Origin of the sequence: Curtobacterium sp. PhB137 (genome assembly GCF_003814955.1) — a bacterium.
Lineage (GTDB): Bacteria > Actinomycetota > Actinomycetes > Actinomycetales > Microbacteriaceae > Curtobacterium.
On sequence record NZ_RKQO01000004.1, the window covers coordinates 1,246,487 to 1,272,932 of the forward strand.

Here is a 26,446-nt window from a genome sequence, read left to right on the forward strand (position 1 = left end):
GGGCCCGACCCGTGCCTCCCGTCCGCCACGCGGAAGCGTCAGAGCCCCGCCAACGGTTCGCGGAGATCTGTCGCTTTCGCGAGGTGGACGCTGCCGCGTCGCGGAGATCTATCGCGTTCGCGGAGCGGACGCGTCAGACGGCGCTGGAGCGGTCGGCGACCGCCTCTTCGCGCTCGAGCTCCTGGCGGAGCGCAGCGCGCGAGGCGCGAGTGCCGACCACCGGCATCGCGTGCGTGACCGCGAGGTGCAGGCGGGTGTCCGCGTCGTACCGGAGCCGGAGGCGCTGGAAGCGGACGAGCCAGACGATCGCGATGGCGAGCGCCACGAAGCCCGACGCCGCTCCGACCGCGATGGCCCAGCGGGGACCCCACGCGTCCGCGATGGCACCGACGATCGGGGCGCCGATCGGGGTGCCGCCGGCGAAGATCGCCATGTAGAGCGCCATCACGCGGCCGCGCATCGCGGGCTTCGTGGTGGTCTGCACCAGGGCGTTCGCGGTGGTCATGAAGGTCAGTGCCGCGAGTCCGACGAACACCAGGACGAACGCGAACGTCCAGTACGTGGGTGCGAGGGCGGCAGCCGTGCACGCCAGGCCGAAGCCCCCGGCGGCGAGCACCAGCGTGCGCATCCGCGGCTTGTCCCGGCGGGCGGACATCAGGGCGCCGAACACCGAGCCGATCGCCATCACCGAGTTGAGCAGGCCGAACTCGCCGGCGCCCTGGTGGAACTCGACCCGGGCCATGGTCGAGGTGAAGATCGGGAAGTTCACGCCGAACGTGCCGACGACGAAGATCATGCAGAGCACGACGATGATGTCCGGCCGGGTCCGCACGTACCGGAAGCCGGCGACGATCTGCCCCTTGCCGCGGCCGGCGTGCACCCGCTCGGCGAGCTGCGCGGGGTCGACGAAGCGCAGGGCGATGAGGACCGCCAGGAACGAGCCGGCGTTGATGACGAACACCCACCCCGACCCGATGGCGGCGATGAGCACGCCGGCGACCGCGGGGCCGATCAGGCGCGCGGCGTTGAACGAGGCGGAGTTCAGCGCGACGGCGTTCGCGACGTTCTCGCCCTGCACGACGTCGGAGACGAACGCCTGCCGGATCGGGGTGTCGAACGCGGCGACGATGCCGAGCGCGAGGGCGAAGCCGTACAGCGCGAGCAGCGTCGCGGTGTGCGTGAGGACCATGACACCGAGGCCCAGCCCGAGCAGGCCCATCAGCGCCTGGGTGAGCATGAGCATCTTGCGACGGTCGAAGCGGTCGGCGGCGAGGCCGGTCAGGGGGAGGAGCAGCAGCTGCGGGCCGAACTGCAGCGCCATCGTGATCCCCACCGCGACGGCGTCGTTGTCGGAGAGCTGGGTCAGGACGATCCAGTCCTGGGCGGTGCGCTGCATCCAGGTACCGACGTTCGACACCAGGGCACCGGCGAACCAGATGCGGTAGTTGCGTCCGGCGAGGGAGCGGAACATGGCGGTCACTGCTGGGCCAGCCTCCTCATGATCTCGGTGGCGTCGGCGAGGGTGGCGCGCTCGACGGGGGTGAGTGCGGCGAGCCGCGGGGTGAGCCAGCCGTCACGGCGGCGCCGGGTCTCCTCGACGAACGCGGCTCCGGCGGGGGTGGCGCCGAGGACGACCTTGCGCCGGTCGTCGTCGTGGCCGCCCTTCGAGACCAGGCCCCGCTCGACCAGCACCGCGATGGTCTTCGTCATCGAGGGCGGGGTGACGCCGTCCTGGCGGCTCAGGTCGGCGAGGGTCATCGCGCCGTCGCGGTGGAGCCGGGCGAGCGCCGCGAACTGGGCGTCGGTGACGGTCGTGTCGGCCTTCTGCGCGCGGAGCGTCCGGGACAGCCGGTTCACGGCGATGCGGAGGTCGGTGGCGTCGGTCACAGGTCGTTAGCCTAGCTCATTAGTTCAGTGAACGAACTGGTTTTCGGGTGTACCGTTGTCCTGGACAACAGGTGTTGTTCAGAGAGAAGGAATCATGTCCGAGTTCGAGGGCAAGGTCGCCATCGTCACCGGTGGTGGCAGCGGCATCGGCGAGTCCGTCGCGAAGGAGCTCGCCGCGGCGGGTGCCACGGTCGTCGTCACCGACATCAAGCTCGACGCTGCCCAGCGGGTCGCGTCCGAGATCACGGAGGCCGGCGGCACCGCCAGCGCGTTCGAGGCCAACTCCGCCGTCGCCGCCGACAACGAGCGCATGGTCCAGTACGCCGTCGACACCTACGGCGCGCTGCACCTCGCCGTGAACAACGCCGGCATCGGCGCCGCCCCGCAGAAGATCGGCGAGTACGACATCGCCGCCTGGGACCGCGTCCGTGCGGTCGACCTCGACGGTGTCTTCTACGGGCTCCGCTACGAGCTGCCCGCGATGGTCGCCGCCGGTGGTGGCTCGATCGTGAACATGGCGTCGGTGCTCGGCACGGTCGGCATCGCGCAGAACGCCGCGTACGTCGCATCGAAGCACGCCCTGGCCGGCCTGACCAAGGTCGCCGCGCTCGAGTACTCGGCGCAGGGCGTCCGCACCAACGCCGTGGGCCCGGGCTTCATCGACACCCCGCTGCTCCGCAACGCCATGACGCCCGAGGCCATCTCGGCGCTGGAAGCGGAGCACGCCACGAAGCGTCTCGGCACCGACAAGGAGGTCGCCGCGCTCGTGCTCTTCCTGCTGAGCGACAAGGCCTCGTTCATCACGGGCAGCTACCACCTGGTCGACGGCGGGTACAGCGCCCACTGACGTCGGGCGTACCTGGTCGAAACGGGCGTACCTGGTCGGAAGTTTCGACCAGGTACGCCCGTTTCCGTTTCCCAGCGCGGGGGCGATGGGAAGGAACGTGCTAGTGGAACTGGGGGATCGTGAGCCAGATGCCAGCGAGCACGGCTGCCGCACAGACCGCGAAGCACAGGACGGCACCCGCCAGTGCTGCCGGCGGCGTGTGCCCGGACCGCGGGGTCTCCTCGGAGTACTGGGTGCGTTCACCCCCGGTGTCGAGCGGCTGCCCGGTGCCGAGCAGCCGCAGGCCGAGCGTGTAGACGAGCACGATGCCCACCGCGGCCACGAAGCCGACGCCCGCGACCAGGCCGATGCTCGTGAAGTCGATCTCCATCGTCGTTCCCCTCAGTTCTGCGCGCCGGCCGGCTGCGGCTCGGCCTGGTCGGTGGGTTCGGTCGATCCGGCGGCGACGTCGTCGTGCGAGATCGGCTTGCGCTTGGCCAGGACGTAGAAGGTCAGCCCGCCGGCCAGGGCGAGCACCGCCACGAGCACGAGGCCGACCGCCGAGGTCGAGGCGAGCCAGGTCGCCAACCCGCCGACCACCGCGGCTGCCGGCAGCGTGATCACCCACGCGACGACGATGCGGCCGACGACCGACCAGTGCACGTCGGCGAGCTTCTTGCCGAGCCCGGACCCGATCACCGAACCGCTGGTGACGTGCGTCGTCGACAGGGCGAAGCCGAGGTGCGACGAGATGAGGATCGTCGCTGCGGAACTCGTCTCGGCCGCGAAGCCCTGCGGCGACTGCACGTCGGAGATCTTCTTGCCGACCGTCTGCATGATCCGCCAGCCACCGGTGTAGGTGCCGAGGCCGATCGCGAGTCCACAGGCCAGGATCACCCAGAGCGCCGGGCCGGTCCCGCTGTCCTGGTAGTTCGCGGCGATGAGCGTGAGCGTGATGACACCCATCGTCTTCTGCGCGTCGTTCGTGCCGTGCGCGAGCGACACCAGCGACGCCGAGACGGTCTGGCCGTGCCGGAAGCCCGTCGCCGCACCGTGCGTCGTGGCGTTCTTCGTGAGCACGTACGCCAGGTAGGTGGCCACCAGGGCGATGACCCCGGCGATGACCGGTGAGAGCAGCGCCGGCAGTACGACCTTCGACACCACCGTCGCCCAGTCCACCGAGTTCAGCCCGGCGCCGATGATCGATGCGCCGATCAGCCCGCCGAACAGCGCGTGCGTCGACGACGAGGGCAGCCCGAGGTACCACGTGGCGAGGTTCCAGAGGACCGCGCCCACCAGCCCGGCGAAGATCATCGTGGGGGAGATGTGGACGCCGTCCTGGCCCTCGCGGATGATGCCCTGCGAGACGGTCTTGGCAACCTCGGTGGAGAGGAACGCGCCGACCACGTTGAGGACGGCGGAGATGAGCACGGCGGTCCGGGGCTTGAGCGCCCCGGTGGCGACCGACGTGGCCATGGCGTTGGCGGTGTCGTGGAACCCGTTCGTGAAGTCGAACACGAGGGCCACCACGATCACGAGCACGACGATGACGAGGACGTCCATGCCGGGGACGGTAGGCCCGCCCCGAAGCCCCTGCGTGAACGCCGGATGAACAGGTTCGTGGGGGCGCCTGTCTGCGAAGATGGCAGCGTCTGCGAAACTGCGGGTGTGCCCACCTTCTCCGCAGCGCGAGGCGACGCCTCGTTCACCGACGCCCACGGCGTCGAGATCGTCTACTCGACCTGGCGAGCGGCGCGCCCCAAGGGCATCGTGCAGATCGCGCACGGCGTCGGCGAGCACGGGCTGCGGTACGAGCCGTTGGCACAGGACCTCGTGCGTGCCGGGTACACCGTGCACGCGAACGACCACCGCGGGCACGGGCGCACCGGCCTCGGCCAGTGGGACGGCGACCACGCCAAGCTCGGTCGGCTCGGCCCCGGCGGACTGCGCGCCGCGATCGCCGCCGTCGAGCAGATGGGCGAGGTCGCCCGCGGGGACACCCCCGGCGTGCCCCTGGTCCTGCTCGGGCACTCGTGGGGCTCGCTCATGGCGCAGCGGATCGTGAACAGCTCGTCGGAGTCGTGGGACGGGGTCGTGCTCTCCGCCACCGCCTACCGGCTGCCCGGCTGGATGAACAGCGGCGACCTCAACGCGCGGCACGCGGGCTCCGGTCCGACCAAGTTCGAGTGGCTCACCCGCGACCGGAAGATCATCGACGCGATGTCCGTCGACCCGCTCGCCGTCGAGGCCGACGTCATCGGCCTGTTCGGCCTGCCCGACACGCTCCGGCTGCTCGGGGTCCCGCGGCGAGGGATCCCGCACGACCTGCCCATGCTGCTGCAGGTCGGGTCCGACGACGCCCTCGGTGGGCCGCGGTCGGTCGAGCGGCTGGCACAGGCCTACCGGCGGCGCGGACGACTGTCCGACGTCTCGGTGCAGGTCTACGAGGGGGCGCGGCACGAGGTCTACAACGAGACGAACCGCGACGAGGTCGTGGCCGACCTGGTCGCGTGGCTGGACCGGGTGACGGCGCGCGCCGCGTCCTGAGACGGTACCGGCTGGCGGACGGGAGGCCCGTGGCGGCGCCGACCCGCGCCTCCAGTCCGACAGGTGGCGGGCGTAGGCTCGACGCGTGCACGGTGAGTACAAGGTCCCAGGTGGAAAACTGGTCGTCGTCGACCTCGACGTGGTGGACGGGGACATCCAGGAGTTCCGGCTCGCCGGCGACTTCTTCCTCGAACCCGACGACGCGCTGCCGCTCATCGACGCGGCCGTCAACGGGCTGCCGTCGACGACCGACGCCGCCGGCATCGCCGCGGCCGTCCGTGCGGCGCTCCCCGCCGACGCCGTGCTGCTCGGGTTCACACCCGATTCCGTCGGGGTCGCCGTCCGCCGCGCGCTGTCCCGTGCATCGTCGTGGCAGGACTACGACTGGCAGATCATCCACGAAGGTCCGATCAGCCCGAACGAGCACCTCGCACTCGACCAGGTGCTGACCGAAGAAGTCGGCGCCGGACGCCGCGGTCCGACCCTGCGCATCTGGGAGTGGGACCAGCCCGCCGTCGTCATCGGGTCGTTCCAGTCGCTGAAGAACGAGGTCGACCCGGCCGGTGCCGAGAAGTTCGGCGTGCAGGTGGTGCGGCGGATCTCCGGCGGCGGCGCGATGTTCATGGACGCCGGCGCGATCATCTCGTACTCGCTCTACGTCCCCGCCGACCTCGTGCAGGGCATGACGTTCGCAGACTCCTACGCCTACCTGGACGAGTGGGTGATCGAGGCGCTGAAGTCCCTCGGCATCGACGCGTACTACCAGCCGCTCAACGACATCACCTCGACCAAGGGCAAGATCGGCGGTGCTGCGCAGAAGCGTCTCGGCACCGGATCCCTGCTCCACCACGCCACCATGAGCTACGACATGGACGGCGAGAAGATGGTCCAGGTCCTGCGGATCGGGCGCGAGAAGATGAGCGACAAGGGGACCACGTCGGCCGCGAAGCGCGTGGACCCGCTGCGCTCGCAGACCGGGCTGTCCCGCGCCGAGATCATCGACCGGCTGATCGGCACGTTCACGAAGCTGTACGGGGCGACTCCCGGCGCGGTGACCGACGCCGAGCGCGAGAAGGCGCAGGAGCTCGTGCGCACGAAGTTCGCGACGAAGGAGTGGCTCGAGCGGGTGCCCTGAGCGGGCACTGCCCCTGAGCGGGCACTGCCCGTGAGCGGGCGCAGCCCGTGAGTGGGCACTGCCCGTGAGCGGGCGCAGCCCGACCTAGGGCCTCGGCGTACCGCCGTCGTCCTCGTCCTCGTCCTCTTCCTCGTCCACGTACTGGATGCCGGTCGCAAGCGTTCCGGTGCTCCCGTCCGGACGGAACGTGGTGCGGGACAGCGGAGCGACGGCCACCCAACCCACCTCGCCAGCGGCGAAGGCTTCGCCGTCGTCATCGTCATCGTCGTCCGGCTCATCGTCGTCAGCACCGTCGCCGGTGCGTGTGCCGAGCAGCTTCCGCGTCAACGCGCTCCGCTCGGTCAGCAGGGAGTCGAGCGCCGCACGGAGGTCCTCGTCCGCCGGCTCCGCACCACGCAGTGCCGCCCCGAGGACGCTCCGCCGCATGAGCTCCTTCGCGAACGACCCCGTCGTGCCATCAGCGTGCTCGGCTGCCTCGGCAAGGGCGTCGTCGGAGAACGGCAGCGACCCGGCGTAGCGACGGAACAAGCGCACCCGCTCGGGCAGCGCGGGGAGCGGCACCTCGACCGCCAGGTCGACCCGGCCCGGTCGGTCTGCCAGGGCGCGCTCGAGGACGGACACCCGGTTCGTCGTCATCACGAACGCCACGTCGGCGTCGCCGTCGAGGCCGTCCAGGGCATCGAGCACTTCGAACAAGAGCGGCTGCGGTGACGAGTGCCGCTCCATCGCGACGAGGTCGATGTCCTCGAGCACGACGATCGACGGCTGGAAGGTCCGAGCGATCTCGGCTGCCGAGCCGATCGCGGCGATGCTCGACCCGGTGAGCAGGATCGCCGTCACGTCGGGAGTCCGCGTCAACAGGTGCCGGATGGTCAGCGTCTTGCCGGTGCCGGGCGGCCCGTAGAGCAGGACTCCGCGCTTGAGGTGCTGACCCGCGGCCAGCAGGGCGTCACGCTGCTCTCCGATCCCCACGACGTGGTCGACGACCTCGTCCAGCACACCGTCCGCGAGCACGACGTCGTCCGCCGCGATGTCGGGCCTGCGGAGGAAGGTCGCACCGGCATCGGAGCCGTACTCGGATCGGACGAACGACAGCACCTGGCCACGGAGCACACTCCGCTCGATCATGAGCGCCCGCAGCCGCTGCAGGAACGCAGCCGCCGCGTCCTGGTCGGTGCCGAGGAGCTCGAGGGTGGCGCTCGACCGGCCGTACTCGGGCTTGGCCGAGCGCTGGACGACAGCGATCGGGGAGCCGTCGAACGTCAGCAGCCGGAGCCCGAAGGACACCACTCGACGTGTCGCGTCCGGACCGGTGGCCCGGTCGGCGTAGCTCACGGGGCCGGGGGCCCAGCGCATGTGCGGGTTGGCGATGAACTCGCTGACCGAGCTGTGGAAGCGGGAGTCGTCGCCCGCGATGCCGATCAGCGCGCCGGGCGCATCACCCGCGAGCTCCTCGAGGGCGATGTCCGCGTCGACCAGCCGGTGGTCGGGCAGTTCTTCGGTCACCACCGGGACGGACTGCGGGTCGACGCCGAGGTGATCGCGGACGCGCTCGCCGATCGGCGTCAGGACCGCCTTCTGCTCGGACTGCGCGAGTTCGTTCGCGTGGTCGATGTAGCGGGCGAAGGCCCGCATGAGGTCCCGGTCTGCGTCGTCGAACACGTCGCCATCCTGTCACGGCCCGGTGTCCGCTGGTGGGTCGGATGGTGGGCGGCCGGAGCAGAGGGGGGACGCTCCGGCCGCCGCTCGACCAGTGTGACGACCGACTCCATGAACCACACGTGCGGATCATGAGAATCCCCCGCGCGGCTGATGTCGTGGCCGGATCGTCCACGTAGCGTCGCTCGCGTGAACTGGTTGATCTTCCTGGGGGCGGTGGCCGCGGTGGCCGTCGTGGTGTGGATCGCCGATCGCGTGGGGTGGATCGACCTGTCGAACAAGTCCACGCGCAGCGGCGGATCCGGAGGCATCGGCGGGATGCTGGACGAGGTGTTCGCGCCGACCCGCCACGAGACGCAAGCCGAGTACGAACGGCAGTCGCGCCTCCCGAAGGAGGCACCGTCACCGGCGGACGACGACCACGACCTGCTCAGCGGCAGCGTGCTCATCAAGGTGCCGACGGTGCGGAGCGCCGGTCGGCACGAAGCGCGGATCGGGACGCACGACCGGTCGTACTGACCGGTGCTTGCGCGTCAGCGCGTCGTGAGCTCCTGGTAGTCCGGGTGCCGCTCGATCCACGCGCGGACGTAGCTGCACTGCGGCACGACCCGGAGGCTGCCGTCGCGCACGTCGTCGAGCGCGTGCTGCACGAGGATCGACGCGTGCCCGCCACCGCGGTGCGACGGGTCGACCTCGGTGTGGACGAAGCGGATCTCGTCGCCGTCGACCTCGTACGCCGCGAAGCCGATGACCTCGCCGTCCTCGACCAGGGAGTACTGCTGCTTGTCGGTGTCGTTGCGGACCTCGGGTGCTGCCATGCGGTGAGGCTACGCCGCGAGGCCGAGTCGCCGCTGGCTGCGGTCCGTGCGCCAGAATGGTCCGGTGCACACGGGAGACGACCGAGGCCCGGACCGCGTCGTCCTCGGCGACGCCCTCGACGTGACCCCGGCGCTCGCCGACGGCACGTTCACCCTGGTGTACCTCGACCCGCCGTTCAACACGGGGCGGTACCAGCGGCGGCATGCTTCGTCCGCGGTGCCGAGCGCCGACGGGCCGGTGATGGGGTTCCACGGACGGACCTACGAGCGGGTCCGCGGCGACCTGATGCGGTTCGACGACCGGTTCGAGGACTACTGGACGTTCCTCGAGCCCCGACTGATCGAGGCCTGGCGACTCCTCACCACCGACGGCACCCTGTACCTGCACCTCGACTACCGCGAGTCGCACTACGCGAAGGTCCTGCTCGACGCGCTGTTCGGCCGCGAGTCCTTCCTGAACGAGATCGTCTGGGCCTACGACTACGGCGCCAAGTCCAAGTCGCGGTGGCCGACCAAGCACGACACGATCCTGGTCTACGTGAAGGACCCGTCGCAGTACTGGTTCGACTCGTCGGCGGTCGACCGCGAGCCGTACATGGCGCCGGGACTCGTCACACCGGAGAAGCGGGAGCGCGGCAAGCTCCCCACCGACGTCTGGTGGCACACGATCGTGTCGCCGACCGGCAAGGAGAAGACCGGCTACCCGACGCAGAAGCCCGAGGGCGTGCTGCGGCGGATCGTGCAGGCGTCGTCGCGCGAGGGCGACTGGGTGCTCGACTTCTTCGCCGGCAGCGGGACGACCGGCGCGGTGGCGTCGGCGCTCGGGCGGCGGTACGTGCTCGTCGACGACAACCCGGCGGCGATCGACGTGATGCGGAAGCGGTTGCCGGCGGCCTCGTTCGAGGTGGCGGGTGCGGGGCCGGGTGGTCGCGCGGGAGCGGTGCCGGCGGGCTGACGGGCGGCGGCGGTGCGTGGGTGCATGCTCGGGTGCGCGTGCGTGGTGGCGCGAGTGCGTGCGCGTGGGCGCGTGGGTACATGCGGGTGCATCGTGCGACGTTCCACGAGGTGATCGACGCGTGTTCTGTCGGAACATGCACACGCACACGATGCGGGTGCATGCTGCGACGATCCACGAGGTGATCGACGCGTGGATCGTCGGAACATGCGCACGCACCGAGTGCGCGCGCAGTGCGACATCCTCGACGTCGTACGACACCGAGGACGACGCAACCGCGCGCCCGCAACAGTTGCACGCTCGCAGAGACGACAAGGTCGACGTCGTGCGACGTCGACCTTGTCGTTCCGAGTCGGCAGGGCCGACCTGCGCCTGCGCCTACTCGGCCGAGTGCCGCCCGTGCGGGTGCGCCGCGTCGTCGGCGTCGTCCAGCCGGGAGGCCCGGCTCGCCTCCGCAGCGTCGGCCCCGGTCGCAGGAGCGCCGGCGTCCACCACCGGGGCAGCATGGGCAGCCCGGGTCCGGATGGCACCGGTCGTCGTCGGGGGCTCGTCGACCGGCGCTGCCGCCGAGTGCGCGCCGTGCGTTGTGGCGTCGGGAAGGGGAGCACGGGTGTCATCCGTGGCGACGTCGTTCGGCAGCACCGACACGTCCGATGATCCGGCAGCGCGAGCCGACCGGGGCTGTGCGGGCACGTCGGGCGAGGTCGGCACTGCCTCGGATGACGCGAGCGCCGCCGAACCCGATCCGGCGCCGGCAGCACCCGCGCCCGCACCGGCAGCCGCAGCGTCAGCGTCAGCGGTCCGTGCGGCGTCCGCCTGCTCCTGCAGCGCCGAGGTCTTGCGCAGCGGCGGCACCCGGAAGAACCAGGTCAGCACGAACGCGAGCAGGATCACCGCGAGGCCGACGTAGTACACGCGGACGGCCGAGTCGCTGAAACCGACCAGGAACGGACGGGTGAGTCGCTTGTCCGCGCCGTTCAGGAACGAGGTGTCGCTCGTCGCCGCGGAACCGGACGAGCTCGCGCTCGAATCGCCGCTCTTCAGCTGCTTGATGAGCGTCGGGGCGACCTCGTCGACGACGTTCTCGCGCTGTGCCTTGTCCGAGTAGTCGACCTGCAGCGTGCCGTCGACGACGGTCGCGTTCGCCTTGGCCGCAGCCGTCTCGAGGGCCTGCTGCTCGGCGGCCGGCTTGGCGTCGTCGACCTGCTGGGCGATGACGGTGTCGGCTGCGGCGGCGGGGAGCTTGCCGGCTGCGACCTGCTGCTGCACGGCGGCGGTGACCTGCTTCGTGACGGCGGCGTCGGCGGCTTCCTTCGCCTGCACGGCGCCGTCGTTCAGGCCGTCCTGCACGTTCTTCTGCACGGGATCGACGATCTTCGTCCAGATCTGGTCCATCACGCCCTTGTTCTCGGAGGCGTTCGCGACCGAGGGGGTGAGCGCGGCGTTGAGGGCACTCTTCAGGTCGGTCTCGTTCTGCATCGCCGCGGTGATGTTCGTCGGCATCAGGGTGAACAGGACGGACAGCAGCACCGCGGTGCCCATGGTGCCGCCGATCTGCCGGAAGAACGTCGCGGCGCTGGTGGCGACGCCGATGTCCCGCGGGGACACCGAGTTCTGCGCCGCGAGGGTCAGCGTCTGCATGAGCTGCCCGAGCCCGAGGCCGATGCCGAACATGCCGAGCATCAGGAACCAGAGGGGGCGGTCGGCGGTCAGGAACGTCAGGACCGTGAAGCCGATGGCCGTGAACGCCGTGCCCGTGATCGGGAAGACCTGGTAATTGCCGGTCCGCGAGATGATCTGGCCCGAGGCGATCGACGAGATCATCAGACCGAGCACCATCGGGAGCATGGCGAACCCGGACTCGGTGGGGGTGACGCCCTTCACGATCTGCAGGTACAGCGGGATCGTCAGCATCGCGCCGAACATGCCGAAGCCGACGAGCACGGACAGGATCGCGGACATCGAGAACACCCGCGAGCCGAACAGCTTCATCGGCAGGATCGCGTCGCTGCCCATCGCCCGTTCGACGATGATGAACGCGATCAGACCGGCTGCACCGATGCCGTAGCAGGCGAAGGCGCCGGGGGAGCTCCAGCCCCACTCGCGACCCTGCTCGGCGATCAGCAGCAACGGCACGAGGGTGACGATGACGAGCGTCGCACCCCACCAGTCGATCCGGGGCTTGCCGCGGTCACCGAACTTCGGCAGGTGCAGGAACGTCAGCACCATGAAGAGCGCGATGACGCCGATCGGCACGTTGATCAGGAACACCCAGCGCCAGCCGGAGATGAACAGCAGCTCGCTCGCGCCGGCGAAGACGCCACCGACGAGCGGACCGATCACCGACGAGATGCCGAAGACGGCCAGGAAGTAGCCCTGGTACTTCGCCCGCTCGCGGGGGCGAGCATGTCGCCCATGATCGCCAGCGGCAGGGACATCAGGCCACCGGCACCGAGACCCTGCAGCGCACGGAACCCGGCGAGCATGAGCATCGAGGTCGAGAACGACGCGAGGAACGACCCGACGATGAAGATGCCGATCGCCGTGATGAACAGCGGCCGCCGACCGAAGATGTCGGAGAGCTTGCCGTAGATCGGCGTCGTCACGGTCGAGGCGATCAGGTACCCGGTGGTGACCCAGGCCTGCTGGTCGAGGCCGTGCAGGTCGTCACCGATGGTGCGGATCGCGGTGCCGACGATCGTCTGGTCGAGGGCTCCGAGGAACATCCCGGCCATCAGGCCGTAGATCACCAACAGGATCTGTCGGTGGTTCATCACGACGTTGGACGCCGTGGTGGGGGCCGCGGGTGCGGTCGCCGTCTGGGTCATGAGCAGGGTCTCCCGGTACCGATGCGCTGGCGAAACGATTTTTGCGCTGCCTGCAAAGTTACATCTGCCGCAAGTGCTCGGTTGCTCAGGAGCGGCTTCCTGTGTGGATCGGCAGTCACGGTACGCCCGGATCGTGGGCTCGGTGACGATCCCGGTTGACGGCCAGGAGGCCCGGCTCGGCCCCGTCAGACCGCTGCGGTCTCCACGACCCGGGTCACACCGCGTGCCGCCAGCGCCGCGGGGTCGGCTGCGGTCCGGCTCGTCACGACGGTCACGGCCTCGCCGGCGGCTCGCAGGCGGTGCCAGCGCTCGAAGACGGTGCCGCCCGGTGCCAGGTCCGCCCGACGGACCGGCAGGTCGGCTGCGTCGACGTCGACCACGACGGCACTCGTCCGCGGGGTCGGGGTCGGAGCGGAACGCCGAGCGTCGGCGACGACCTCGGCGTAGCGGCGGCCGAGCGGCTTCACGCGGTTGTCGACGTCGAGCAGGCCGAGCGAGTACTCCAGGTCCTTGAAGTCGCCCAGGTCGCGGGAGACGTCGTGGGAGCACCACCACGTGACCGCGTGCAGGCGCTCGGTGGTGAGGGCTGCGGCGACCGTGCGCTCGAGGAACTCGGGCATCTCGGACTCGGCGAGGTGCCGGTCGGGTGCCCCGACCTCCTGCAGCCAGACGGGCCGCTCGAGGTCGGTGGCGAAGGCGCGGGCGAGCTCGATCATCCACTCGGCGTGCCGGACGGACTCGTCGGAGAGCGCGCCGTACCGACCGGCCACCCCGTTGAAGATCCAGGAGTGCACGGTCGTGACGTCTCCGAGCCGGCTGGCGTGCGCCGGCACGAACGGGTGGCCGTCGCGGTACCAGAGGTGGTCGTTCTCGGAGTGCGTGACGACGTGTCGCGGGTCCTTGTCGCGGGGTGCGCCGAGCAGGGACTCGAGCCAGTGCGTCACCTGCGCGGTGTCGGCGGGCATCGCGGCGGGGTTCGGTGGCTGGAACTGGTTGAGCTCGTTGCCCAGGGTCAACCCGGTGAAGTTCGGGCGGTCGCGCACCGCGTCGTACACGGCGGCGACCAGGGCGGCCTGCGCGTCGATCGCCGGCTGGTCCGTGAACATGTTGCCGTCGTGCCAGTTCACGAGCCACGCGGGGACGAAGTCGAAGCCGGACATGTGCCCCTGGACGACGTCGACGCTGGCGTCCAGCCCGAACTCGGCGGCGATGTCGACCACCAGGGCCACGTCGTCGAGGGCGCGTCGGCGGATGAGTGTGCGGTTCGGCTGCAGGGTCGGCCACAGCGGGAACAGCCGGACGTGGTCGAGGCCGAGGGTGGCGATCGCCTCGAGGTCGCGGCGGATCGCGGATTCCTCCACCGACTGCCACTGGAACATCCAGTCGGTCGAGGGCACGTAGTTCACGCCGAAGCGCGTGGCGGTGGTCATCGGTCTCCTTCGGTCAGGGAACGGTGGCGGCGGCTGGGGCGGGGCCGGTCGAGCCGCGGACGTGCAGGGCGCGCCCGCCGACCTCGGCATCGGTGACCTCGTCGCCGCGGACGAGTCGTTCGACCAGGGCGACGGCGGTGCGGGCGGACTCCTCGACGGGGGCGTCCAGGGCGGTCAGCGACGGACGCACGATCGACGAGACCCACGAGTCCTCCCACGCGACGACGGACAGGTCCTCGGGCACGCGGACACCGAGCTCGGGGGCGTGCGCGATCACCTCGGCCGCGATCGCCTCGCCGTCCAGGACGATCGCCGTGGCGCGGTCCAGCCGGGCGAGCAGGTCGGCCACCGGGTCCTCGGCGTCGGCTCGCCACCCGAGCACGAGCGCGTCCACGCCCCGGCGCGCGGCTGCGGCGGTGAAGCGGGCGTCGCGGGCGCCGGTGTGCGCGAGCGCCGGACCATCCCCGACGCGGGCGATCCGGCGGTGTCCGAGCGAACCGAGGTGGTCGAGCAAGGACTCGGTCGCGTCGGCGTCGCCCACCGTGACCGCCGGGACGGTGCTGCCGGCGATCGGTGCGCCGAGCATGACGGCCGGGGCCGCCAGGTGCTGCAGCATCGGGATGCGGGGGTCGTCTGTGCGGACGTCGACGAGCAGGAAGCCGTCGACACGCTGCTCGGTCCACCACTGCCGGTAGACGGCGGCTTCGTCGTCGGCCTGCACGAGGGTGACGGACAGCGACCAGCCGATCGCGGCGAGGGGTTCGGTCAGCCCGGCGATCAGCCGCATCGTGAACGGGTCGCGCTGGAAGGTGTCGCGTGAGCGGGCGAGGACCAGTCCCAGGCTGCGACCCGCGTTGCCGGAGAGCTTGCGGCTCGCCAGGTTCGGCCGCCAGTTCAGGTCGTCGGCGGCCTTGCGGATGCGGGCCGCGGTGGCGGCGGACACGTTCGGCCGCCCGTTGAACACGTGCGAGACCGCCGAGGTCGAGACGCCGGCGCGCTTGGCGACCTGCGCGATGGTCACGCGGCGTCGGTCGATGGCTCCGGCGGTGGTGTCGCTCATGCCGTCGAGCGTAGAGGCTTGACCGCGTCGTGTAAAGCGGTATACGTTGCTCGTCACCTGAAGTACACCGCTGTACCAAATGCATCGCGATCGCTCCACCATCCACTGCCAGGGAGGCACCGTGACGGACGGCATCAGTAGGCGCACCCTCATCGGGGCCGGGCTCGGCGCCGGCATCCTCGCGCCGATCCTGGCCGGGTGCAGCGCGCTCACCCCGGCCTCGAGCGGCCCCGGCACGCTGAGCGTGCACACCCAGCTCAGCGGCGCGGTCGCGGGTGCGCAGACGTTCACGGACGTCGTCGCCGCCTACCGCCGCCGCACGGACCGCAAGGTCGCCCTGCTGTCGAACGGGTCCGACCTGCCGATCGTCTTCGAGACGAGTTCCCTCGCCGGCAAGGAAGCCGACGTCGCCATCGTGAACATGGTCGGGCGGACGTTGTCCTGGACGGGTGAGGACGCCACGATCGACGTCTCCCGGTACCTCGACGAGTGGGACCTGCGCGACAAGATCATCCCCGAGGCGCTCGAGGAGTGGACCGACGACCAGGGCCGGCTCCGGGCGTTCCCGTTCACCCGGACGAACTGGCCGGTGTCGTTCAACACGGCGCTGCTCGAACAGGCCGGAGTCAGCGAGATCCCGACGACCTCCGACGCGCTCATCGCCGCCGCCGACCGCCTGCGCTCCGCCGGCATCGGGCCGGTCACCGTCGGCGGGTCGGACTGGAGCGGGCAGAAGCTCCTCATGCAGGTGATCCAGGGGTTCGTGTCCCAGGACGAAGCGGCGAAGGTCTTCTCCACGGGCAGGATCTCGGAGAGCGCCGGTGCGGTCCGCGGAGTCGAGCACTTCGTCGAGCTCCGCGACGCCGGGGTCTTCGTGGACTCGGTGCAGGGCTTCACCTCGGACTCCGAACTGACGCAGTTCACCACGCGCAAGGCCGCGATCGTCCCCGCGATGTCCTCCGCCCTGGCGCTGGTGTCGAAGGAACGCGCGAAGGAGGTCACCGTGGGTGGCTGGCCGGTCCCCTCGCAGCACGCGGCCATCGCGCACCCGAGCGTCATCAAGAGCTACAACGGGCACGGCATCTGGATCAGCGAGAACGGCCGGGCGAAGCTCGACCTCATCAAGCCGTTCGTGCAGTACCTGTACTCGTCGGCGGTGACGACCGAGTTCGTCCTCGACTCCGGCCGCGACATGAGCCGGATCACCGACACCGTCAGCCGCGACTTCCCGCTCGTCGCCCAGGCGTCGAAGCTCACCGACGACCAGGTCACCCCGGTGATGCTGCCCGACCTGCTCGTGCCCGACTCGGCGTACGAGCCGATGATCCGTGCGACCAGCCTGGCGTACGGCTCGGGCACCTCGGCCGACCGCATCATCGACCTCTTCGAGCGCGCCTACACGGCCGCCTGACCCACCCGACCCTGCGAGAAGGAGCTCCCCATGGCAGTGCTCGTCGAGGAACCACCCGTCCGGTCGGCGTCGACCCCGCCCGGACCTGTCCGCCGCGGATCCCGCGCCGTCGGCAGCACCCGCGGCAGCTTCCCGACCTTCGCGATCCCGGCGCTGGTCTGGTACGGCCTGTTCATGATCGGGCCGGTCGTCGCGATGATCGTGATCGCCTTCCTGAGCTGGCCCGGCATGCTCGTCTCGCCGACGTTCGCGGGGCTCGACAACTTCCGGGTGCTGTTCTCCGACGAGACGTTCTGGGCCGCGGTGCGGAACAGCACGGTGCAGATCGTGGTGGGGCTGCCGATCATGATCGTGCTGGCGTTCCTGCTCGCCTTCCACGTCGTGCAGAAGCCGCGCGGGCACAAGGTGCTCCGCTACCTGCTCTTCATCCCGGCGCTCATCTCGGCACCGGCCACGGCGATGATGTTCTACGCGATGCTCAACCCCGACGGCCTGGTCAACGGGGTGCTCGCGACGCTCGGCATCGGCGGCAAGGCCTGGCTGGCCGACCCCGCGACCGCCCTCGGCGCGCTCATCGTCGTCGACCTGTGGGCCGGCATCGGGTACTCGGCGGTGCTCATCGCGAGCCGGCTCGACGGCGTCGACACCGAGGTCGTGCAGGCCGCCCGCATGGACGGCGCCGGATCGTGGCGGCTGGCGTGGGGTGTGTACTGGCCGATCGCCCGCGACTTCATCGGGGTGGTGGCGATGCTGCAGTTCCTGTCGATGCTCTTCAGCTCGGCGCAGAACGTGCTCCTGCTGACCCAGGGCGGCCCGGGCACCGCGACCACGACGTTGTCGTACCTCGTGTACCAGAAGGCGTTCGTCGACACCGACCTCGGCTACAGCCAGGCCGTCGGCGTCGTCCTGTTCGTGCTCGGACTCGCCGGGATGTTCGTCATCCGCCGGGTCCTGCGCAAGACCCACTGACCGCCCCTGACCGACAGACCCCGGGAGACCACCATGGCGAAACCCACCGCCGGCATCCGGCTGCGTGACCGGATCGGCTCCATCACGAGCGGCACCGTGGCGTGGATCTACGCCGCCCTGCTGATCCTGCCCTTCTACTACTTCGTGGTGTCGTCGTTCAAGGACAACGACGGCATCTTCGAGTCCCCGTTGGCGCTGCCCGCGTCGTGGGACCTGACGAACTTCACCGAGGCGATCCGCCAGGCCTCGCTCGGACCGGCCATCGCGAACTCGGCGATCACGACGGTGGCGGCCCTGGTGCTGACCCTCGTCCTCGCGCTGCCGGCGTCGTTCGCCCTCGCCCGGGCCACCGGCCGCGCCGGACGGATCGTCGAGGGACTGTTCTCGCTCGGGTTCCTCATCCCGTCGTTCGCGGCGCTGTTCCCGACGTTCCTGCTCGCCGCCGGGATGGGGCTGTTCCACACCCGGACGTTCCTCGTGCTCCTGCTGCCGGCGACCGCGATGCCCCTGGCCGTCGTGATCCTGACGCAGTTCATGCGGACGATCCCGCGCGAGCTGGAGGAGGCCGCGTCGATGGACGGCGCCTCGGCATGGCAGGTGATGCGCCAGGTGTACCTGCCGATCTGCATCCCGGGCATCGCCACGGTGCTGCTGCTGAACTTCCTGTCGTTCTGGAACGAGTACCTGTACGCGCTGGTGCTCATCGGGCCGGACACGGCGCAGCGGACGATCCAGGTGGCGCTCCCGACGCTGAAGGTCGACGCCGGCACCGACTACGGGATGCTCATGGCCGGCACGCTGTTCACGCTGCTGCCGGTGTACCTCGTGTACTCGATCCTGCAGCGCCAGATGCAGCGCGCCCTGGTCTCCGGAGCGATCAAGGGATGACCGGCCAGCCGACCGAGCACCCGACCGGGCACCAGACCGCGAGGAGCCTCGACGTCCGCGCCCGCATCGGCCAGCTCAACCAGCGACTGAAGGGCTGGGAGGCCGTCCGCTGGGTCGACGGCCGCCCGCGGATCACCGACGTCCTGCGCGCCGAGGTCGACCGGTGGGGCGGGATCGGCGCGGTCTACGGTGTGCTCCGCGCCGACCCCTGGTCCGGCATGCACTGGGGCAACGGCATCCCACCCGAACGCTCCGCCGAGGCCTACGCCGCCGTGCAGGACCACGTCGTCGCGCACAGTGACGGCGGCGTCCCGACGCTCTTCGTGGAAGAGGTCCCGCACGGGCTGCAGGCCCTCGGCGGCACGACAGTGCCGGTGAACCTCGCCCTCGGCGCCGCGATGGACGAGCAGCTCGTCGAGGACCTCGCGGCCGCGGTCGCCGCCGAGGTCCGCGCCCGCGGTACCCACGTCGCCCTCGTCTCCGGGCTCGACGTCCTGCGCGATCCCCGGTGGGGTCGGAGCGAGGAGTGCTGGTCCGAGGACGCCGCGCTCGCCGCGATCATGGTCGCCGCCACCGTCCGGGGCATGCAGGGCGGCGGTCCGGGCCCGATCGACGACCGACACGTCGCGGTCGTCGCGAAGCACCTGGCCGGGCAGGGCGCCGGCATCGGTGGGCGGAACGGTTCCGGCGCCCCGATCGGCCGCCGTGAGCTCGCCGAGGTGCACCTGCCGCCAGCGCTCGCCGCGGCACGCGAACACGTCGCCGGGTTCATGGCGGCGTACAACGACGTCGACGGGGTGCCGTGCTGCGGCAACCGCGACCTGCTCACCACCACGATCCGCGACACGTGGGGCTGGGACGGGCTCGTGATGGCCGACGGCACCGCCATCGACCGGCTGCGCGACGTCACCCCCGACCCGGCCTCGGCGGCTGCGCTCGCGCTCCGTGCCGGGGTCGACCTGAGCCTGTGGGACGAGTCCTACACGCACCTCGACGAGGCGCTGGACCGGGGCCTGATCAGCACCGACGACCTCGACCAGGCGGTGGACCGCGTGCTCGCCCTGAAGCGCCGCGTCGGCCTGCTCGCGACACCGACAGCACCACCAGCGACACCTGCGCCTGCGCCTGCGCCTGCGCCTGCACCAGCACCAGCACCCGGCCCGGCCGAGAACGCCGAGCCGCCGGAACGCGCGACCATCGCGCTCGCCGAACGTGCCGCCCACCGCGCCGTGGTCGCCCTGGGCGGAGCGCTGCCCGCGATCGCACCTGACGCCGTCGTCGCCGTGGTCGGCCCGAACGCCGACGACGTCGACGCCCTGCTCGGCGACTACTCACCCCCGAGGCCGCCCGACGACCCCGGTGCGTCCACCGTCCGCTCCGCCCTGGAGGCCCGGCTCGGCCCCGCCCGGATCCGCACCGCCCGGGGCAGCGGGCTCCGACAGCCCCTGCCGGGCCCCGACGGGCTCCTCGCGGTCCGCACGGCGCTCCTCGGCGCCGACGTCGCGGTGGTGGTGCTCGGCGGCTCGAGTCGTCGCGCGTACGACGACGGCTTCGAGGACAACGGCGCCGTCAGCGGTCCGGCACCGGACACCACGAACGGCGAGGGGGTCGACCTGGCCTCGATCGCCGTGCCCGAGGCGCAGCTCGACGTGCTCCGCGCCGCCCGCGAGAGCGGTCTGCCGGTCGTCGCGGTCGTCGTCGACGGTCGACCGCGGGTCCTGACCGAGGTGCTCGCCCTGGCGGACAGCGTGCTGGTCGTGCCGTTCCCGGGGCCTTCCGGTGGTCGAGCCGTCGCGGACGTGCTGTTCGGCGCCCCGGCCGAGGGGCGACTCCCCGCGACGTGGCCCGGCGCCGACGGCGTCCTGCCCGTGGCGCACGACGAGCGCCTCGAGACGGCACGCGGCTACGTCGACGTGACCAGCCGCTCGACCGTGACCGGTGCACCCGGACCGGGTGGCGGGGTGGACGTCCGCCTGGCGGAGGGGAGCGACGCGGTGACTGCTGTGCGCCTCCTGGCCGGGGGGACGGTGACCGTCCCGGTGACGGTGCGCAACACGTCGGACACGCACCGTCGGGTCTCGGTGCCCCTGTGGGGGCGGCGGCGTGAACCCGGTGTCCGTCCGCGGCGACGACGACTGCTCGCCCTGGTGACGGCCGACGTGCCCGCCGGTGGGACCGTCGACACCGCGTACGCGCTCGGACTCGATGCGCTCGGCACGTGGGACGCTGGTCTCCGGCTCGGTGCACGGCCGCTCGAACTCGACTGCTGGACGGACGACGTGCTCGATCCACCCGGGTCGACGCGGACCGTCCGCGTCACCGACGGACAGGAGTCAGTGCGATGGGTGTCGTGACGCAGACGCAGCTCGAGGAGATCACGCCGACGCTGGTGGCGGCCGCCGACCGGGTCCGGGCCGCGGTCGGCACCGAGGTCGGCGACCGCGTGGAGCGCGCGCTCGTCCGCACGCTGCGGGACACGATCTCGCTCGACGACGACGGCGCCTTCGTGATCACGGGGGACATCCCGGCGATGTGGCTCCGCGACTCGACGACGCAGATGACGCCGTACCTGCGGTTCGTGGCGGACGACCCAGCGCTCGCGGACCTGCTCTGGGCGGTCGTGCGGCGGCAGTTCCGGCTGATCGAGCACGACCCCTACGCCAACTCGTTCAACCGCGAACCGAACGGCGCGCACTACGACCCCGACGACCTGAACGCCGACCCGCTGGTGTGGGAGCAGAAGTACGAGGTCGACAGCCTGGCCTACCCGGTGACCTTCGCACACGCGCTGTGGCGGGCGACCGGGTCGACCGCGGTGCTCGACGAGCGGGCCCATCGGGCGTTCCGCACGATCGTGGCGCAGTGGCGGACCGAACAGGACCACGACGCCTCGGCCTACCGGTTCGTGCGCGACGGGGCCATCCCGACCGAGACCCTCGCGCGCGACGGCCGCGGCACCCCGGTCGCGGTGACGGGCATGACGTGGTGCGGGTTCCGCCCGTCGGACGACGCCTGCACGTACGGCTACAACGTGCCGGCGAACCTGTTCGCCGCCGAGGCGCTGCTCGCCGTCGCCGCCATCGCGCGTGACGTCTGGTCCGACACCGGCCTGGCGGACGACGCCGACGTGCTGCGCGCGAGCATCCTGGACGGCGTCCGGCAGCACGGCGTCGTGCCCGGGCCCGCGGGGGAGGACGTCTACGCCTACGAGGTCGACGGGCTGGGCGGCGTGCTGCGCATGGACGACGCGAACACCCCGTCGTTGCTGTCCCTGCCGTTGTCGGCGCCGTCGGTGCTCGACGACTCGGTGTGGGCGGCGACGCGGGACTTCGTGCTGTCACCGGCGAACCCGTTCTGGTTCAGCGGCACCGCGGCGGCCGGCGTCGGCAGCCCGCACACGTTGCCGCAGCGGGTGTGGCCGATCGCCCTGGCGGTCGAGGGGCTGGTTTCCGGGTCGCCGGCGCGTCGCCGGGAGCTGCTCGACGTGCTCGTGGCGACCGACGGCGGGACCGGCGACATGCACGAGTCGTTCGACGTCGAGGACCCGGCGCAGTTCTCGCGACCGTGGTTCTCGTGGGCCGACGCGATGTTCTGCGAACTGGCACTGGCGGCGGCCGAGGACTGATCCTCGACCGCCGCCAGTGCGGGTCCTGCGGGTGACCGACTAGGCGCCGAGTGCGGCGTCCACGATCTCCTTGGCCTCGCGCTGCACCTGCTCCAGGTGCTCCTGCCCGACGAAGCTCTCGGCGTAGATCTTGTAGACGTCCTCGGTGCCGGACGGCCGTGCGGCGAACCAGGCGTTGTCGGTGACGACCTTGACGCCGCCGACGGCCGCGTCGTTGCCGGGGGCCTTCGACAGCTTGGCGGTGATCGGGTCGCCCGCCAGGGTCTCGGCGGTGATGGCGTCGCCGTCGAGCTTCGACAGGCGGGCCTTCTGCTCCTTCGAGGCAGCGGCGTCGACGCGCTGGTAGACCGGGTCGCCGAAGCGCTCGGTCAGCTCGACGTACAGCTGCGAGGGGGTCTTGCCGGTGACGGCGACGATCTCGGACGCCAGGAGCGCCAGGATGATGCCGTCCTTGTCGGTGGTCCACGCCGTGCCGTCGGTGCGCAGGAACGACGCACCGGCGGACTCTTCGCCACCGAACGCGACGGAGCCGTCGATCAGGCCGGGCACGAACCACTTGAAGCCGACCGGGACCTCCCACAGACGGCGCCCGAGCGATTCTGCGACGCGGTCGATGATGCTCGACGACACCAGGGTCTTGCCGATGGCGGCGTCGTCGCGCCAGGCCGGACGGTGCGCGTAGAGGTACTCGATCGCGACGGCGAGGTAGTGGTTCGGGTTCATCAGGCCGCCGTCGGGCGTGACGATGCCGTGCCGGTCGGAGTCGGCGTCGTTGCCCGTGAGGACGTCGAACTCGTCCTTGTGCGCCAGGACCGAGGCCATGGCCGAGGGGCTCGACGGGTCCATCCGGATCTTGCCGTCCCAGTCGAGTGTCATGAACGACCAGGTCGGGTCGACGTCCGGGTTCACGACGGTCAGGTCGAGCCCGTAGTGGTCGCGGATGAGGTTCCAGTACGGCAGCGATGCGCCACCGAGCGGGTCGGCGCCGATCTTCACCCCGGCACGCTTGATCGCGGCGATGTCGATGATGTTCTCGAGGTCGGCGACGTAGGTGTGCAGGAAGTCGTAGCGGTCCGGGGTGGCGTGCTCGGTGCGCTGCACCTCGGCGTTGCCGCCCTCGATGATCGCGTTCGCCCGGTTGGCGATCCAGCTCGTGGCGTCGCTGTCGGCGGGGCCGCCGTGCGGCGGGTTGTACTTGAAGCCGCCGTCGCGGGGCGGGTTGTGGCTCGGCGTGATGACGATGCCGTCCGCCGTGTCGGGGTTGCCGGCGCGGTTGTAGCGGATGATCGCGTGGCTGAGCGCGGGGGTCGGCACGTAGCCGTTGTCGCTGTCGGCCAGGACGTGCACGCCGTTGGCGGCCAGGACCTCGAGCGCGGTGCGCTCGGCGGGGCCGGACAGGGCGTGGGTGTCGCGCCCGATGAACAGCGGGCCATCGGTGCCCTGCGACTGCCGGTACTCGACGATCGCCTGCGTGATCGCGGCGATGTGGGTGTCGTTGAAGGCGGAGTCGAGCGAGGAGCCGCGGTGGCCGGAGGTGCCGAACACGACCTGCTGCTCGGCGATGGAGACATCGGGCACACGGTCGTAGTAGGCGGCGACGAGCGCGTCGATGTCGACGAGGTCGTCTGCGGTCGCGGGGGTGCCGGCGCGGTCGTTCATGGGTCCATCCTGGCATCGCGCACCCGGACGCGTCCGGCCGGCGCACAGCCGGGGCCGCAGAGCGCGGCCGGAGCCGTGTCCGCCGACCGGGGCGACGGCGCGGCTCAGGCGGTGCGGAGGGAGCCGGTCGCCGTGCGGAACGAGCCGGTGGCCGTGCGGGTGGAGGCGGTCCAGGTGCCGGGACGCGACCGCTGCACGTCGGTGAAGCGCCCGAGGCGTCCGGTGATCGGCGCGCCCGTGTAGGTGCCCACCGATTCGGTGGAGCGGGTGCCCGTGAAGGACGCGCGCTCGTCACGGTCGCGGAGTCCGGACACGAAGGTGCCGCCGAGCGGGAAGGTGCTGTTCGTCATGCGCTCGACCGTACGTGACTGTCTTGCATGATGCAAAACAAGTGCACGAACGTGCGCGATCAGGCCATGAGCTCGCAGAAGCTCCGGCCCGCGACCGTCCAGCTCTGCCGCGCCACGAGGCCGGCGTCCGCCGCGTGCCGGTGCAGCGCGTCGAGTCCGACCTCGGCCCAGGGGAACCCGGCGCTCTCGTGACCGTCGGCGTCCACCACGCGGGCGGTGTACACCCGGTCGGCCAGCGGGTCGGGGTTCGTCTCGACGATCACCCGGCCACCGGCGCGGACGATCTCGCCGCAGCGCTCGAGCAGGGCGGCGGGGTCGCCGCCGATGCCGATGTTGCCGTCGATGACCAGGGCGGTGTCCCAGTGGCCCTCGTCGGGGACCGCGTCGAACACCGACCCCTGGATCGCGGTGCCACCGGACCGCTGCGCGATCGCCACGGCCTCGGCCGAGACGTCCACGCCGAGTGCGGGGATGCCGCGGTTGCGCGCGGCGACGAGCATCCGCCCGGGGCCGCAGCCGATGTCGATCACGGGGCCGTCGGCGTCGTCGAGCAGCGAGCGGTCGACCCGGTCGGCCGCGGCGCTCCACCGGCCGACGTCCATCGTCGTGACGACGTCGGGACGGTCCGGGTCGGTCAGCCGGAGCCGTCCGTCCGAGCGCAGTGCCCGGGCGTAGGGCTCGCCGCCGCCGGCGCCGAAGGAGACGGGTGCGTGCATGGTCATCGGAGACTCCCCGCGGTCTCGGCACGGAGTGCCTGGGTGAAGCCGGAGTCCGGCGCGAGTTCGGCGACGCGTTCGGCGTCGGGCATCGTGTCGACGTCGAGCAGCTCGCCGAGGATCCCGACGTCGAGGCCGGCGTCGGTCAGACGTGCGAGCTGGACGGCGCCGGTGTCGTCCTGCGACATCGGGACGCCCCGGAGCAGGTCGCCTGTCGGAGCCTGCAGGTAGAGCGACCAGAAGCCGCCGTCCTCGGCGGGGCCGAACCACGCGTCGCGCTCGGGCTGGTCGAACACCGGGGCGAGTGCGTCGGTGGACACCTGCGGGGTGTCCATCCCGACGAGCAGCAACGGGGCGTCGATGGCGTCGAACAGGAATCCGAGGCGCTCGTCGAGCCCGCCGCCGGGCTGGTGGAGGACGTCGAAGCCCTCGGCCGACTCCGGGACGACATCGCCGTCGAAGAACAGCACGCGGCGCTCGGCGGGCAGGGCGCGGACGGTCGACAGGGTGTCGGCGAGGCTCGCGGACGCCACACGGGCGGCACCCTCGGGGGAGAGCGCCGGGGTCAGCCGGGTCTTCACCTTGCCGGGCAGGCACTCCTTCGCGACCACGGCCACGGTGATGCCGGCGGTCATGCGCGCGTCCCCTCGACCGAGGCGGCGACGGGTGCGGAGTCGGGCCGTGCCACGGAACCGGTCGCGGCGGTGGAGCCGGCCACGTGGCGGACGGACGCCGGTGCGACGACCCGGACACGGGCCTCCCGGCGGTACGCACGCAGCAGTCGGGTCATGTCGCGGACCGCGTTGATGGTGCCGCGGAGCGTCCCGGTCACCTTGCTGTCGCCGATGCGCTGCGCGTAGCCGATGTCGGACTCGTCGACGCGCCAGCCGGCCGCGTGCGCGGCCAGGACCATCTCGAGCGGGTAGCCGCTGCGGCGGTCCTGCAGGTCCAGGGCGACGAGGTCCTCGCGGCGCATGACGCGCATCGGGCCGAGGTCGCGCAGGCGGTAGCCGGTCGCGCGGTGCATCAAGACGGCGAGGACGCGGTTCGCGAACCGTGCGTGCGGCGCCCAGGCGCCCTTGCTCGTCGGGACACGTCGTCCGAGCGCCAGGTCGACGCGGCCGCTCGCGACGCGGTCGACCAGCGGCGGCAGTTCGGCGGGGTCCATCGAGGCGTCCGCATCGCAGAAGGCGACGAAGTCGGCGGTGGCGGCCGCGACGCCCGCGGAGCAGGCGGAGCCGAAGCCCTTCACCGGTTCCGTGACGACGAGTGCGCCGTGGGCGCGGGCGACGTCGGCGGAACCGTCGGTCGAGCCGTTGTCCACCACGATCGCGCGGTAGCCCTCCGGGAGGCGTGCGATCACCTTCGGCAGGGCATCGGCCTCGTCGAGGCACGGGAGGATGACGTCGACACTCATGTCCGTCATTCGGTGCCGGTCGTCAGATCGACGGGTCTGTCCTGTCATGCACTCGACGTAACACGACGACGCGCGTCGGGGTACAGGAAATCTGTACCCGCTGGTCAGTCAGCGCACTGTTTCGGGGCGGGGTCCCCAGAACGGGGGACAAGCGGACGGGAGGCCCGTGGCGGGCGTTCTGGTCGGGTCGCGTCCGCAGCGTGGTTGCGCTGGGCGCGGGGCGCACGGGGCGCGCGGTGCGCTCGCTTGGTGAGCAGGAATGGTCG

General features: G+C 71.3%; 23 protein-coding genes and 1 pseudogene. 10 read left to right on the forward strand and 14 right to left on the reverse strand.

Going from position 1 to position 26,446, the window contains the following annotated elements; all coding sequences use genetic code 11:
- Positions 1-133: 133 nt before the first annotated feature.
- Both EDF28_RS06365 and EDF28_RS06370 read right to left on the reverse strand, forming a co-directional pair.
- A complete protein-coding gene (locus EDF28_RS06365) occupies positions 134-1,480 on the reverse strand; it encodes an MFS transporter (protein ID WP_323749192.1) in 1,347 nt (448 codons plus the stop codon).
- Entirely contained in the window at positions 1,477-1,887 is a 411-nt protein-coding gene (locus EDF28_RS06370; protein WP_123937555.1) for a MarR family winged helix-turn-helix transcriptional regulator, read from the reverse strand. The genes EDF28_RS06365 and EDF28_RS06370 overlap by 4 nt, the downstream gene beginning before the upstream one ends.
- 94 nt (positions 1,888-1,981) lie before the next feature.
- On the opposite strand from EDF28_RS06370, the gene EDF28_RS06375 reads away from it, so the two are divergent.
- On the forward strand, positions 1,982-2,734 hold the full coding sequence (locus EDF28_RS06375) for an SDR family NAD(P)-dependent oxidoreductase (protein WP_123293686.1): 753 nt from the start codon (positions 1,982-1,984) through the stop codon (positions 2,732-2,734).
- Between the two features lie 100 nt (positions 2,735-2,834).
- Here the strand turns inward: EDF28_RS06375 and EDF28_RS06380 are convergent, their stop codons facing one another.
- The gene (locus EDF28_RS06380; RefSeq protein WP_123293687.1) at positions 2,835-3,104 is read right to left on the reverse strand and encodes a hypothetical protein; all 270 of its coding nucleotides are present in this window, start codon (positions 3,102-3,104) and stop codon (positions 2,835-2,837) included.
- A gap of 11 nt (positions 3,105-3,115) precedes the next feature.
- Entirely contained in the window at positions 3,116-4,276 is a 1,161-nt protein-coding gene (locus EDF28_RS06385; RefSeq protein WP_123937556.1) for an inorganic phosphate transporter, read from the reverse strand.
- A 105-nt stretch (positions 4,277-4,381) separates the two neighbouring features.
- Here EDF28_RS06385 and EDF28_RS06390 point away from each other — a divergent pair, with 105 nt between their 5' ends.
- Together EDF28_RS06390 and EDF28_RS06395 are read left to right on the forward strand one after the other, a co-directional pair.
- On the forward strand, positions 4,382-5,260 hold the full coding sequence (locus EDF28_RS06390; protein ID WP_123937557.1) for an alpha/beta hydrolase: 879 nt from the start codon (positions 4,382-4,384) through the stop codon (positions 5,258-5,260).
- Between the two features lie 85 nt (positions 5,261-5,345).
- Positions 5,346-6,395, forward strand: coding sequence for a biotin/lipoate A/B protein ligase family protein (locus EDF28_RS06395; protein ID WP_123937558.1), 1,050 nt, complete (start codon positions 5,346-5,348; stop codon positions 6,393-6,395).
- An 84-nt stretch (positions 6,396-6,479) separates the two neighbouring features.
- Here EDF28_RS06395 and EDF28_RS06400 read toward each other — a convergent pair whose 3' ends face one another.
- The gene (locus EDF28_RS06400) at positions 6,480-8,057 is read right to left on the reverse strand and encodes an ATP-binding protein (RefSeq protein ID WP_123937559.1); all 1,578 of its coding nucleotides are present in this window, start codon (positions 8,055-8,057) and stop codon (positions 6,480-6,482) included.
- Positions 8,058-8,243: 186 nt separating this feature from the next.
- On the opposite strand from EDF28_RS06400, the gene EDF28_RS06405 reads away from it, so the two are divergent.
- On the forward strand, positions 8,244-8,573 hold the full coding sequence (locus EDF28_RS06405; protein WP_123937560.1) for a hypothetical protein: 330 nt from the start codon (positions 8,244-8,246) through the stop codon (positions 8,571-8,573).
- Between the two features lie 14 nt (positions 8,574-8,587).
- Here EDF28_RS06405 and EDF28_RS06410 read toward each other — a convergent pair whose 3' ends face one another.
- The gene (locus EDF28_RS06410) at positions 8,588-8,872 is read right to left on the reverse strand and encodes a GNAT family N-acetyltransferase (RefSeq protein WP_123293692.1); all 285 of its coding nucleotides are present in this window, start codon (positions 8,870-8,872) and stop codon (positions 8,588-8,590) included.
- 64 nt (positions 8,873-8,936) lie between these two features.
- On the opposite strand from EDF28_RS06410, the gene EDF28_RS06415 reads away from it, so the two are divergent.
- Entirely contained in the window at positions 8,937-9,827 is an 891-nt protein-coding gene (locus EDF28_RS06415; protein WP_185094152.1) for a site-specific DNA-methyltransferase, read from the forward strand.
- A gap of 378 nt (positions 9,828-10,205) precedes the next feature.
- Here the strand turns inward: EDF28_RS06415 and EDF28_RS06420 are convergent.
- From EDF28_RS06420 to EDF28_RS06430, 3 genes and pseudogenes are all read right to left on the reverse strand, one after another.
- Positions 10,206-12,655 (reverse strand): annotated as a pseudogene (locus EDF28_RS06420) (DHA2 family efflux MFS transporter permease subunit).
- Positions 12,656-12,840: 185 nt separating this feature from the next.
- On the reverse strand, positions 12,841-14,085 hold the full coding sequence (locus EDF28_RS06425; RefSeq protein ID WP_123937562.1) for a glycosyl hydrolase: 1,245 nt from the start codon (positions 14,083-14,085) through the stop codon (positions 12,841-12,843).
- A gap of 13 nt (positions 14,086-14,098) precedes the next feature.
- On the reverse strand, positions 14,099-15,145 hold the full coding sequence (locus EDF28_RS06430; protein WP_123937563.1) for a LacI family DNA-binding transcriptional regulator: 1,047 nt from the start codon (positions 15,143-15,145) through the stop codon (positions 14,099-14,101).
- 121 nt (positions 15,146-15,266) lie between these two features.
- On the opposite strand from EDF28_RS06430, the gene EDF28_RS06435 reads away from it, so the two are divergent.
- From EDF28_RS06435 to EDF28_RS06455, 5 genes are read left to right on the forward strand one after another with little or no spacing between them, the layout of a single operon-like run.
- Positions 15,267-16,556 carry an ABC transporter substrate-binding protein gene (locus EDF28_RS06435; RefSeq protein ID WP_123937564.1) on the forward strand — a complete coding sequence of 430 codons (1,290 nt, stop codon included), beginning with the start codon at positions 15,267-15,269 and terminating at the stop codon, positions 16,554-16,556.
- Between the two features lie 30 nt (positions 16,557-16,586).
- On the forward strand, positions 16,587-17,525 hold the full coding sequence (locus EDF28_RS06440) for a carbohydrate ABC transporter permease (protein WP_123937565.1): 939 nt from the start codon (positions 16,587-16,589) through the stop codon (positions 17,523-17,525).
- A 33-nt stretch (positions 17,526-17,558) separates the two neighbouring features.
- Positions 17,559-18,413: a carbohydrate ABC transporter permease gene (locus EDF28_RS06445; RefSeq protein WP_123937566.1), complete on the forward strand. Its 855-nt coding sequence runs from the start codon at positions 17,559-17,561 to the stop codon at positions 18,411-18,413.
- Complete coding sequence (locus tag EDF28_RS06450; protein ID WP_123937567.1) at positions 18,410-20,767, forward strand: glycoside hydrolase family 3 protein; 2,358 nt, start codon at positions 18,410-18,412, stop codon at positions 20,765-20,767. The genes EDF28_RS06445 and EDF28_RS06450 overlap by 4 nt, the downstream gene beginning before the upstream one ends.
- Positions 20,764-22,038, forward strand: coding sequence for a glycoside hydrolase family 125 protein (locus EDF28_RS06455; RefSeq protein ID WP_260154584.1), 1,275 nt, complete (start codon positions 20,764-20,766; stop codon positions 22,036-22,038). The genes EDF28_RS06450 and EDF28_RS06455 overlap by 4 nt, the downstream gene beginning before the upstream one ends.
- 39 nt (positions 22,039-22,077) lie before the next feature.
- Here the strand turns inward: EDF28_RS06455 and pgm are convergent, their stop codons facing one another.
- The 5 genes from pgm to EDF28_RS06480 form a co-directional block, all read right to left on the reverse strand.
- Positions 22,078-23,697, reverse strand: a complete 1,620-nt coding sequence (pgm, locus tag EDF28_RS06460; protein ID WP_123937569.1) for a phosphoglucomutase (alpha-D-glucose-1,6-bisphosphate-dependent) — start codon at positions 23,695-23,697, stop codon at positions 22,078-22,080.
- 104 nt (positions 23,698-23,801) lie between these two features.
- Complete coding sequence (locus EDF28_RS06465; protein ID WP_123937570.1) at positions 23,802-24,047, reverse strand: hypothetical protein; 246 nt, start codon at positions 24,045-24,047, stop codon at positions 23,802-23,804.
- 59 nt (positions 24,048-24,106) lie between these two features.
- Positions 24,107-24,769: a class I SAM-dependent methyltransferase gene (locus tag EDF28_RS06470; protein ID WP_123293702.1), complete on the reverse strand. Its 663-nt coding sequence runs from the start codon at positions 24,767-24,769 to the stop codon at positions 24,107-24,109.
- Entirely contained in the window at positions 24,766-25,398 is a 633-nt protein-coding gene (locus EDF28_RS06475) for a DUF2064 domain-containing protein (RefSeq protein ID WP_123937571.1), read from the reverse strand. Before EDF28_RS06475 ends, EDF28_RS06470 begins: the two co-directional genes overlap by 4 nt.
- A complete protein-coding gene (locus EDF28_RS06480; RefSeq protein WP_311394733.1) occupies positions 25,395-26,180 on the reverse strand; it encodes a glycosyltransferase family 2 protein in 786 nt (261 codons plus the stop codon). The genes EDF28_RS06475 and EDF28_RS06480 overlap by 4 nt, the downstream gene beginning before the upstream one ends.
- Between the last annotated feature and the right edge of the window lie 266 nt (positions 26,181-26,446).